The 11408-nt window shown below is 68.1% G+C and carries 9 protein-coding genes; 7 read left to right on the top strand and 2 right to left on the bottom strand.

The features are described 5' to 3' along the window. Positions 1-102: 102 nt before the first annotated feature. Positions 103-864 (top strand): hypothetical protein, encoded by a 762-nt coding sequence (locus tag ACFWPH_RS08890; RefSeq protein WP_378748980.1) that lies wholly within the window; start codon positions 103-105, stop codon positions 862-864. 70 nt (positions 865-934) lie between these two features. Further along, positions 935-1282, top strand: coding sequence for a hypothetical protein (locus ACFWPH_RS08885; RefSeq protein WP_378748979.1), 348 nt, complete (start codon positions 935-937; stop codon positions 1280-1282). Positions 1283-1637: 355 nt separating this feature from the next. Here ACFWPH_RS08885 and ACFWPH_RS08880 read toward each other — a convergent pair whose 3' ends face one another. After that, complete coding sequence (locus ACFWPH_RS08880; RefSeq protein ID WP_378748978.1) at positions 1638-3311, bottom strand: PH domain-containing protein; 1674 nt, start codon at positions 3309-3311, stop codon at positions 1638-1640. Continuing rightward, positions 3308-3820 (bottom strand): PH domain-containing protein, encoded by a 513-nt coding sequence (locus ACFWPH_RS08875; RefSeq protein WP_378748977.1) that lies wholly within the window; start codon positions 3818-3820, stop codon positions 3308-3310. The genes ACFWPH_RS08880 and ACFWPH_RS08875 overlap by 4 nt, the downstream gene beginning before the upstream one ends. Before the next feature lie 164 nt (positions 3821-3984). Here ACFWPH_RS08875 and ACFWPH_RS08870 point away from each other — a divergent pair, with 164 nt between their 5' ends. The 5 genes from ACFWPH_RS08870 (at position 3985) to ACFWPH_RS08850 (ending at position 11221) form a co-directional block, all read left to right on the top strand. Further along, on the top strand, positions 3985-6564 hold the full coding sequence (locus ACFWPH_RS08870) for a bifunctional FO biosynthesis protein CofGH (protein WP_378749475.1): 2580 nt from the start codon (positions 3985-3987) through the stop codon (positions 6562-6564). Between the two features lie 259 nt (positions 6565-6823). Then, positions 6824-7147, top strand: coding sequence for a ferredoxin (gene fdxA / locus ACFWPH_RS08865; RefSeq protein WP_033243332.1), 324 nt, complete (start codon positions 6824-6826; stop codon positions 7145-7147). A 13-nt stretch (positions 7148-7160) separates the two neighbouring features. Further along, on the top strand, positions 7161-8273 hold the full coding sequence (gene dapC, locus ACFWPH_RS08860; RefSeq protein WP_378748976.1) for a succinyldiaminopimelate transaminase: 1113 nt from the start codon (positions 7161-7163) through the stop codon (positions 8271-8273). A 298-nt stretch (positions 8274-8571) separates the two neighbouring features. Beyond that, positions 8572-10209: an L-glutamate gamma-semialdehyde dehydrogenase gene (gene pruA, locus ACFWPH_RS08855; RefSeq protein WP_378748975.1), complete on the top strand. Its 1638-nt coding sequence runs from the start codon at positions 8572-8574 to the stop codon at positions 10207-10209. Positions 10210-10288: 79 nt separating this feature from the next. Beyond that, positions 10289-11221, top strand: a complete 933-nt coding sequence (locus tag ACFWPH_RS08850; RefSeq protein WP_378749473.1) for a proline dehydrogenase family protein — start codon at positions 10289-10291, stop codon at positions 11219-11221. Positions 11222-11408: the final 187 nt, after the last annotated feature.

The following is an 11408-nucleotide window of genomic DNA, read 5'->3' as shown; positions in this document are numbered from 1 at the left end:
CCTTAGAGTGACCCCGAAACGACGGCTTTTCAGCGTCGCCCAGATGTACCCGAGGTAAGGACGGCTAGACCAGTGCTTCGCACCCGAGGATCGCGGATCGCAATGTCCGCGCTCGCCATTGCGGCGGGCGCCTCCCTCGTGGCGCCCGCGACGGCCGTCGCGGCCCCGGCCACCGAGACATCGGTGAACAGCGTCCCGATGGTCCCCGAAGGGGTCCCGGTCGACGTTCTCGCCGCCCTGGCCCCGGTCATCGTCAATCCGCCGGCGGCGCCCATCGCCCAGGACGTCGCCGCGCCGGGTAGCCCCCAGGCCGCGATCCTGGCCCAGGCCCGCGCCCTGCTGGATACGGTGAATCTGCCCCCGCAGATCAAATCGACCCTGGAACGGGTCATCACCTTCCTGGACGGAAGCGGTGGCGGCGGCCCCGATATCCCGGAATCCGGGCCGGTGATCGCCCAGTTCCTCTACCCGACGATCGGTAAGGGCTGCATCGCCCCGTCCGGTGATTCCGTCGGCACGGCCCTCGCGGTTCCCGGCCCGGCGCAACTGCCGCCGCCCGGCCCGGCCGCAGGCCAGACAGGTTTCGTGTTCACCGCGCTCGGCACCGAACGGCCCACGGCCGAACAGCCGCAGCCGATGACGGTGCAGTGGCGCAACATCGATACCGGCGCCGTCGGCACCGAGGTACTCACCGACGAAGCGAAGATCAACCCCGACGGTCCCGCGACGCTTTCGGCGATCGCGAACACGGGCACCGGGCGCGTGGTCGCGGTCATCGGCGGCGGGCTCACCACCCAGGCCACCGAAACCGAGGCGCGCACCTGCACCTTCGCCCCGACTCTGGGCTTCTTCACCGTCGGCTAGTCACCAACCCGCTGTATTTCCGGCGCATTCGTGCGCCGGAAACCAGGGCCGGTTGTGGTAAACCGGGGATATGGCGACTGTCGAGCATTCGCACAGGTCGATTCGGAGTCGGCGCGCATCGCGGTCGATTCTGTCCATCAGGTCCGAAGGGTCGATCCTGTCGATCGGATCGGCGTATTCCATCCTGTCCATCGGCAGCGCCGGATCGGTCCTGTCGATCGGTTCGATCGGATCCTTCGGATCGCTCATCTCCAGCGGGTCGTTCCTGAGCCTCGGCTCGGCGCTGTCCGGGCTGTCGCGCTGGTCGCTGCTGTCGTGGATGGGTAACCATTCGAGTCCGGACGAACGCCCCGGGCTGCGGGTGGTCGCGGACGAACCCGACCTCCGGGTCGCCCCGACCCGCCACTGCCAAACCTGAATTTTTGGCGCCGACTCCGTCGGCGCGGGTTTTGGCTGTATTGATGGCGCCGCCTGCGGCGGCGCGGGTTTTGGCCCCCTTTGGTCCCTGCTGTCAGCGCTCGATGCTCGCGGCTGCGCCGCATTGCCTCGAGCGCTGACAGCAGGGACGGGCCAAAACCTTTGAGGGCCTCGTAAGACTCGGCGCCGCCGTTGGTTGCGTCGGGGCTCGAGAGGGGGCCTCGCTGAACTCGGAGCTGCGGTGGGTTGAGGGAGGTGTGGAGGTGGCCCGCTGAAGCCGGAGCTGCGGTGAGTTGCGGGGTCGGGAGGTGGCCCGCTGAACGCGGCGCTGCGGTTGGTGGCGTTGGGGGCTGGGCCTAGAGATCCGGGGTGACCTTCTCGATCAGGGGGCGGACCTGGTCGAGGGAGATGTCCGGGATCGAGTAGACCTTCTTGCCGGCGGCGGTGGCCGCCGAGAGGGTGGCCAGGCCGGCGCGGCGTTGCCAGAAGGTCTGCCGAACCGTCCAGCCGATGATGCCGGGTGCTTCCAGGCAGGAACGTTCCCGGTCCAGGGAGCCGGATCGGACGACCAGCCAGGTCGGTGCGCCGGCTTCCGCGGGCAGGACCGCGTGGCCGAGGCCGCGGTAACGGTCTTCGGCGAGCAGCGCGCAGATCGGGACGAGTGCGATCGGGATCAGCCACCACCACACCGCGACCTGCCAGCCGGCGGCCGTGGGAATTGCCAACGCCGCCAGGGCCAGTGGTACCGGCCAGCCTGCGCGGATATAGCGGCGGCGACGGGCCGCTGGTCCGTGCGGAGTGAGCGGGGTCCGGGCGGGCGCCCGAAGATGCGGTAGCGCGGCGGGATCCGGGGCGGGCTGATCACGCCGGGGGCGGAGTAGCTCGGCGAGGGTGTGTTCGACGGCCTGCCGGGGCGACTGCGGCAGGATTTTCTGCCTCGGGTTCTCGCCGGTCATGATCGCTTCGAGCTGGGCGGCGCCGGCCGAGCGCAACAGCAGGGGTTCGATGATCGTGGCACCGCGCAACCGGGCCGTATCGAGGGTGATCTGCCGCAGCGTGAACAGGCCGCGCCGGACCTGCAGTGTGCTGCCGTAATCGGTGACGCGGAGCCCGAAATACGTGATCAGGTAGTGCGCACAGGCCGCGACACTGACCACTACCACGAGGGCGGCCAGGAACAGTACGCCGAGGATGATCAGCGCCGCGATGCCGACACCGCGCACCGTATCCACGGTCTCCCGGTCGACCTGGATTTCGGTGGAACCCAAGCCGAACTGGGCGGCGATACCGAGGGCGGAGGCGGCGAGGGCGAACCCGGTCAGCGACAGCGGCGCGTAGCGCACCCACTCCGCACGCCAATGCCCGATTTCGCGGCCCGCTGCGGTATCGCTCTTGTGCTCGGCCACGGAACCGGTGCCGTCACCCGCCGCCGCGCCCGTGTGGCTACGATCCGCGCCGGCGAGTGCGGTGGTGTCCTCCGGATCGAGCTCGGAGGCCCCGCGGCCGTCGGCGGAGATATGGGGCCGCCGGGTGTGGGCGAGCAGTTCGGTACGCAGCGGGCGGACCTGATCGGCGGCCAGAGCGTCGAGAGTGAATCGATCGTCGGCGCCGGCTTCCTGTCCGGTACCGATCACCACCGCGGCCAGCCCGAGGATCCGGTGCAGCGGGTCGGCCTCGATATCGACCGAACGGATCCGGGCCCGCGGCACCGATAACCGCTTCCGCTGGATCACGCCGGTGCGGAGTTCGACGTGGGTCGGACTCATCCGGTAGGTGGTGGTGAACCAGAGTGCGAGACCGTACGGCACAACGATGACCGGCCCCAGCAGGACCCACAGCGGATTCCCGGAGCTGATACCGAGCACCGCGCCACCGATCACCGCCGGCAGGAACTTCATGACCGCCTGCACCGGATGCACCAGCAGCATGCGGCGGTCGAGACGCTGCCACGGTCCTTCGCCGGTGGTCACGCCCGGCGGCGCGCCGGTACCGGAGCCGGCGGCCGGCCGCTCGCCGGCCGCGCCGCTCATGTCGCGTCCCCACGGTGCCGGGCGGCGATCTCGGTCAACTGCGCCACCGTCTCGTCGGCGAGTGATGTGTCGAGCAACCCGATCCGGACGGCGCCCGCCGAGGAGGCCGTGGTGACGGTGATCGTCGACAGGCCGAGCAAACGCTCCAGCGGGCCGCGTTCGGTATCCACGGTCTGCACCCGGGAAATCGGCGCGACCCGGCTCTCCAGGGACAACCAGCCCACCCGGGTGTACACCGCCTCGTCGGTCACTTCCCAGCGGTGCACCCGATAACGCCAGCGAGGCACTACGATCGTCGCCAGCACGGCAACGGGAACGACGACCACCGCCGCGGCCACCTGCCAGGGTCGGCGGTCGGGATCGACAACCACCCAGGCCACCAGCGCGGCGATGAGGACCAACCAGGTCAGGGCGATTTCCACCGTCCACAACGTTTTCGCGCGGGGGCTGGGCCGCCGAGCGGGATCGAGCAGCGGATCGGTGGACCGAGGCGGACTGTCCGGCGACATGTATTCATGGTCGCACGCTTGTTCGGCGTTTCGGCCCGGACAAGATCGAACGGCGGCCCGGCGGTCCCCGCGCACAGCCTGCGACCTGCACGGAATAGCCCGCGATACAGCGGGGTTGTGAACGCTCGACGACCTGGGAGGAGACAGTTCCGGATGTGTACCGCATGATCGAGGGCGTGACCGAACTACCCGAACCGACCGTCCCGACCCCCGTGCCCACGCCGTCCGCCATGCGACGGGCGTTGCGCCGGGCGCGCGACGGGGTCACGTTGAACGCCGATGAAGCCACCGTGCTGCTGCACGCCCGCGACGACGATCTGGCCGATCTCTGCCACAGCGCCGCCCGGGTGCGCGACGCCGGTCTCGAATCGGCCGGGCGACCGGCCACCATCACCTACTCGCGCAATGTCTTCATCCCGCTCACCCACCTGTGCCGGGATACCTGTCACTACTGCACCTTCGTCACCGTGCCCGGCAAATTGCGCGCCCAGGGCCGCGGGATGTTCCTCGAACCCGACGAGGTGCTCGAGATCGCCCGGCGCGGCGCCGAACTGGGTTGTAAAGAAGCACTGTTCACCCTGGGTGACCGGCCCGAGGCGCGCTGGCCCGAGGCCGCGCAGTGGCTCGACGAGCGCGGTTACGATTCCACGCTGGACTATCTGCGCGCGGTCTCCATCCTGGTGCTCGAGGAAACCGGTCTGCTGCCGCACCTGAATCCCGGGGTGATGTCCTGGGAGGAGATCTCCCGGTTGAAGCCGGTCGCGCAGTCGATGGGGATGATGCTGGAGACCACCTCGACCCGGCTGTTCACCGAGAAGGGCAATTGCCATTACGGCAGCCCCGACAAGGATCCCGCGGTGCGGTTGCGCGCGATCACCGACGCCGGCCGGCTCTCGGTTCCCTACACCACCGGAATCCTGGTGGGTATCGGGGAGACCATGGCCGAGCGGGCGGATACGATCCTGGCGATCCGCAAACAGCACAAGGCTTTCGGTCATATCCAGGAAGTCATCGTGCAGAACTTCCGGGCCAAGGACGATACCGCGATGCGGCACGCCCCCGACGCCGATATGTCCGAATTCCTGGCCACCATCGCGGTGACCCGGCTGCTGCTCGGCCCGGATGTCGCGGTGCAGGCGCCGCCGAATCTGGTGTCCGGTGCGGAGTGCCGGGCGCTGCTCGCGGCCGGAATCGATGATTGGGGCGGCGTCTCGCCGGTGACGCCCGATCATGTCAACCCGGAACGGCCGTGGCCCAACCTCGATACGCTCGCCGAACTCACCGCGAGCGCCGGATTCGAACTGGTGGAACGCACTTCCGCGCATCCGAAGTACGTCCGCGCCGGCAACCCGTGGATCGACCCGCGGATCGGCGTCCACGTCGCCGCGCTCACCGATGCGGAGACGGGGCTGGCGAAAGCCGGCGCGCTCCCCGAGGGCCTGCCCTGGCAGGAACCCGACGAATCCTGGGAATCCGCGGGCCGCACGGATCTGAACACCGCCATCGACACCGCCGGGCGCAATACCGACACTCGCAGCGATATCGACAATGCGTTCGGCGACTGGGACACAATCCGCGAACAGGTTCGCGATCTCGCTGCCGCGCCGCAGCGGCTGGACGCCGATGTCCTGGCCGCGCTGCGTGCCGCCGAGAAGGATCCGGCCGGCCTCACCGACGCACAGTACCTGGCATTGGCGACCGCGGACGGGCCCGACCTGGAAGCCGTCGCCGGTCTCGCGGACCAGTTGCGCCGCGATGTCAGCGGTGATGACGTGACCTATGTGGTGAACCGGAATATCAACTTCACCAATATCTGCTACACGGGCTGCCGGTTCTGTGCGTTCGCGCAGCGCAAGGGCGACGCCGACGCGTTCACCCTCAGCACCGACGAGGTCGCCGACCGCGCCTGGGAGGCGTACGTGGACGGTGCCACCGAGGTCTGTATGCAGGGCGGTATCGACCCCGATCTGCCCGTCACCGGTTACGCGGATCTGGTGCGGGCGGTGAAGGCCCGCGTGCCGGCGATGCATGTGCACGCGTTCAGTCCGATGGAAATCGTCAACGGCGCCTCCCGCGGCGGCGAAAGCGTCCGCGACTGGCTGACGGCCCTGCGCGAAGCCGGGCTCGGCACCATTCCGGGTACGGCCGCCGAAATCCTCGACGACGAGGTCCGCTGGGTGCTCACCAAGGGCAAACTGCCGGCGTCGGCGTGGATTGATGTCGTCACCACTGCGCATCAGGTCGGGATCCGGTCGAGTTCGACCATGATGTACGGGCACGTCGACAATCCGAGCCATTGGGTCGGGCATCTGCGCGTACTGCGCGGTATCCAGGACGAAACCGGCGGTTTCACCGAATTCGTGCTGCTGCCGTTCGTGCACCAGAGCGCCCCCCTCTACCTCGCCGGCGCCTCCCGCCCGGGCCCCACCAACCGCGACAACCGCGCCGCGCACGCCCTGGCCCGGATCATGCTGCACGGCCGGATCGGCAACATCCAGACCAGCTGGGTGAAACTCGGCACCACCGGAACCCAGGTGATGCTGAGCAGCGGCGCCAACGACCTCGGCGGCACCTTGATGGAGGAAACGATCTCCCGGATGGCAGGCTCCCAGCACGGGTCGGCGAAGACAGTGGCTGAACTCACAGAAATAGCCGAAGGAATCGGTCGCCCGGTCCGCGAACGCACCACCACCTACGGAATCCCCCCGAGCCGCGGCCCGGTCCCCGGCCTGGAACTGGTCTGAAATACCGAACCCCCGGCGCAAACCCGCCGATGGACCACATCCGTGGTTCGGGGCCCGTCTCGTTCTGGAGCGACAGAGCGGGGGAGCGAAGCGGAGGAGCGGCGGAGTGAAGAACGAGACCAATGGGGCCCCGAACCCGCGACGCCGGAGGCGGCGCCAATAATTAGGACAGGCTCACCGGGGGTAGCGTTTGTGGCGCCAGGGATACTTGTGCGCGGGCGCAGTTACCCGGAGAAGAAGGAAGACTAGGAGAGCGGGAGTGACCTACATCATCGCCGAACCGTGCGTTGACGTGTTGGACAAGGCGTGCATCGAAGAATGCCCCGTGGATTGCATCTACGAGGGTGGCCGCATGCTCTACATCCATCCCGACGAATGCGTTGACTGTGGTGCGTGTGAACCGGTCTGCCCGGTGGAGGCGATCTTCTACGAGGATGACACCCCCGATCAGTGGAGCGGCTACGTGAACGCGAATGTCGATTTCTTCGACGAACTGGGTTCGCCCGGTGGCGCGACCAAACTGGGCAAGGTCGATTACGATCCGCCGTTCATCAAGGAACTGCCGCCGATGGCCGAGGAATAAGAGCGGTCGTTAGATGAGCACTGAGGTAACCCATCGCCGGCGGGTCAGCGCGGCACTGCCCGATTTCCCGTGGGACACCCTCGCCGAGGTGAAGGCGAGGGCGAAGGCACATCCCGGCGGGCTGGTCGATCTGTCGGTCGGTACCCCGGTGGATCCGGTGGATCCGCTGATCCGGCAGGCTTTGAATTCGGTCGCCGAGGTGCCGGGTTATCCGACCACCCACGGCACACCCGAGTTGCGCGCGCATGCCGTGGCCGCATTGACCCGGCGGTTCGGGATCACGGGTGTGGCCGAGGCGGCCGTGCTGCCGGTGATCGGGACCAAGGAGCTGATCGCGGGCCTACCGCGGCTGCTGGGGCTGGGTGCCGGGGATCTGGTGGTGATTCCCGAGGTCGCGTATCCGACCTACGAGGTCGCCGGTCTGCTCGCCGGCACCCGGATTCTGCGTGCCGACGGGCTCACCCGGCTGGGGCCGGAGAAGCCCGCGATGATCTACCTCAATTCCCCGTCCAACCCGACCGGCAAAGTGCTGGGTGTGGAGCACTTGCGCAAGGTGGTGGCCTTCGCTCGGGAACGCGGCGCGATCGTGGCCTCCGACGAGTGCTATCTGGGCCTGGCCTGGGATGAACCGGCGGTATCAATCCTCGATCCGCGGGTGTGCGACGGCGACCACACCGGTCTGCTGGCGGTGCATTCGCTGTCGAAGACATCGAATCTGGCCAGTTACCGGGCCGGTTTCGTCGCCGGCGACCCGGATCTGGTGGCCGAATTGCTGGAGGTGCGTAAACACTCCGGCATGATGGTGCCGTTCCCGATCCAGGCGGCGATGTCGGCGGCACTGGCCGACGACGAGCACGAATCCGTTCAGCGGGAGCGCTACCGCGCACGGCGCGAAATCATGCACTCCGCCCTGCTGGGCGCGGGTTTCCGGATCGACCACTCCGAAGCCGGCCTGTACCTGTGGTCCACCCGCGACGAACCCTGTCGCGACACCCTGGACTGGCTCGCCGACCGCGGCATCCTCGCCGCCCCCGGCGATTTCTACGGCCCGGCGGGCTCGCGGCACGTCCGCATAGCCCTCACCGCCACCGACGAACGAATCGCCGCCGCCGCCGACCGTTTGTGAGCCCGGCCCGTGCGGCCGGCCCCAGGGGCCCATCCCGAGTTCGCATCGATCCTCAGTCGACCAGCGGCAGTGCCGAGTCTTACGAGGCCCTGCGAGGTTTTGGCCCACGACCGAATCAACGCAACCAAAGGCGCAGCCGAGTTCAGCGAGGCCCTGAGAGGTTTTGGCCCGTCCCTGCTGTCAGTGCTCGATGCGATGCGGCGCAGCCGCGAGCATCGAGCGCTGACAGCAGGGACCAAAGGGGGGCAAAACCCGCGCCGCCGCAGGCGGCGCCAGAAATTACAGCTAGCCTGGGCATATGGACGCTGTCACAGTTGTCCCGACCCCCGTGAACGAACCGGTGCACACTTACGCACCGGGTAGCCCCGAGCGGGAACGTCTGCTCGGCAAGCTGGCCGATATCTCGGGCACCACCCTCGACATTCCGCTGGTCATCGACGGTAAACACCGTCCCGGGATCGGTGAGCGCCGCGAGATAGTCGCACCGCATCGGCATCGGCAGGTGCTCGGGACCTACACGAATACCACTCACGACGAAGCTGCCGCCGCGATCGAGGCGGCGACTGCTGCCGCGCCTGCCTGGCGTTGCCTTCCGTTCGACGAACGCGCCGCGGTGCTGCTGCGGGCCGCGGATCTGCTGTCCGGTCCGTGGCGGGAGACCGTGGCCGCGGCGACCATGCTGGGGCAGTCGAAATCGGCGGCGCAGGCCGAGATCGACGCGCCGTGCGAATTGGTCGATTTCTGGCGTTTCAATGTGTCGTTCGCGCGCGGCATTCTGGCGCAGCAGCCGCAGTCGAGTCCCGGTGTCTGGAACCGCCTCGATTACCGGCCGCTGGAGGGTTTCGTCTACGCGATCACCCCGTTCAATTTCTCGGCTATCGCCGGGAATTTGCCCACCGCGCCGGCGTTGATGGGCAATACGGTGGTGTGGAAGCCGTCGCCCACTCAGACCCTCGCCGCGTATTACACGATGAGGGTGCTGGAGGCCGCGGGGCTGCCGCCGGGGGTGATCAATATGCTCACCGGGGACGGGAAAGAGCTCTCGGAAGTGGCGCTCACCGATCCGCGGCTGGGCGGTATCCATTTCACCGGGTCGGCACCCACGTTCCAGTATTTGTGGAGTCGAGTCGGTGCCAATCTCGGCCGGTATCGCGGCTATCCGCGCCTGGTCGGGGAGACCGGGGGTAAGGATTTCATCGTCGCGCATCCCTCCGCGGACCCGGCCGCCCTGCGGACGGCGCTGGTCCGGGGTGCGTACGAATATCAGGGCCAGAAATGTTCGGCCGCGTCGCGCGCCTATCTGCCACGTTCGCTGTGGCGGAATATGGGCGACGATTTTCTGGGGATCGCCGATTCGCTGAGCTATGGGGATGTGGCGGAGCTGTCGAATTTCGGCGGTGCTCTGATCGACCGGCGTGCCTACGACAAGAGTGTGCGGGCGATCGAACGGGCCCGTTCGGCGAATGTGCCGATCCCGGTGGGCGGCACCTATGACGACAGCGAGGGCTGGTTCGTCCGGCCGACCGTGCTGCTTGCCGAGGATCCCCGCGACGAATCGTTCGCGACCGAGTACTTCGGCCCGATTCTCTCGGTGTATGTGTACGACGACAGTGCCCCGGGCGCCTGGGAGACCGTTTTGGCGGAAGTGGAAAGCGCCGCCCCGTACGCGCTGACGGGGGCCGTTTTCGCACAGGACCGGCATGCGGTGGAGGAGGCTTCCACGCGGTTGCGGTTCGCGGCCGGCAATTTCTATGTCAACGACAAACCCACCGGCGCCGTCGTGGGCCAGCAACCGTTCGGTGGGGCCCGGGCCTCGGGGACCGACGATAAAGCCGGCTCCCCGCTGAATCTGCTGCGCTGGGTGGCACCGCGAGCGATCAAGGAAACGTTCGTCCCGCACACCGATCACCGGTATCCACATATGGAGCGAGGATGAGCAGGCAAGCGTCTGTTGCGGTGGAGGTCCGGTGAACCCGCTGCGCCCGGCGATCCTCGCGGCCGCCGGGTCGGAACGGATGAAACGGACGTTGACCACCAGCCCGTTGACCGCCTCCCTCGTCCAGCGCTTCGTACCGGGGGAGACGCGAGCGGACCTGGTCGCCGCGGCCCGGGAACTGCTGGCGAGCGGCCGGGCGGTGAGCGTGGATTTCCTCGGTGAGTACACCACCGACCGGGCGCAGGCCGATGCCGCGGTCGCCGAATATCTGGCGTTGATCAACGAGCTTTCGGCCCTGGATACCGGCGCGGTCCCGGCCGGGGCGGCACCGCTCGAGGTCTCGGTGAAACTCTCCGCGCTCGGCCAGTGGCTGGGGCCGGACGGCCCGGTGATCGCCACCGAGAACCTGCGTGTGCTCTGCACGAAGGCCGCGGAGGCCGGGGTGTGGGTCACCGTGGACGCCGAGGACCATACGACCACGGCGTCCACCCTCGCCGCGATCCGGCAGGTTCGCCCGGAATTCCCCTGGTTGGGCACGGTGATCCAGGCATACCTTTACCGCAGCGTGGACGATTGCCGTGACCTCGCGGATGCGGGCGCCCGAGTGCGGCTCTGCAAGGGCGCCTACCGGGAGCCGGAAACAGTGGCCCATCAGCACCGCGCCGATGTGGACAGCGCGTATCTGCGCTGCCTGCACGTTCTCATGCGGAGCGCGGCCCGGCCGCTGGTGGCAACGCATGATCCCGCGCTGATCGCCGCCGCGACCGATCTCGCCGCCCGGACCGGCCGCGGTCCCGGCGAGTTGGAGTACCAGATGCTGTACGGCATCCGCACCGACGAACAACAGCGGCTAGCTGCCCGCGGCGACTTCGTTCGCGTCTACATCCCGTACGGCAACCAGTGGTACGGCTACCTCATGCGCCGCCTCGCCGAACGCCCCGCCAACCTGGGCTTCTTCCTCCGCGCCCTCACAGCCCCCACACGGACTCGACACCACTCGACCTCGCCCTGACGTAACAAGCGGCGGTGCCAGTCCAGCAAAGGCCCGGGAAGAACCCCACGCAACCAACGGCGGTGCCGAGTCTTACGAGGCCCTGAGAGGTTTTGGCCCGTCCCTGCTGTCAGCACTCGATGCAATGCGGCGCAGCCGCGAGCATCGAGTGCTGACAGCAGGGAACGAGGGGGCCAAAACCCGCGCC

It is taken from the genome of Nocardia sp. NPDC058499 (assembly GCF_042719915.1).
Taxonomy (GTDB): Bacteria; Actinomycetota; Actinomycetes; order Mycobacteriales; family Mycobacteriaceae; genus Nocardia.
Note: the sequence above shows the minus strand (reverse complement) of the source record. Positions and strands in the feature narration are given on the sequence as shown.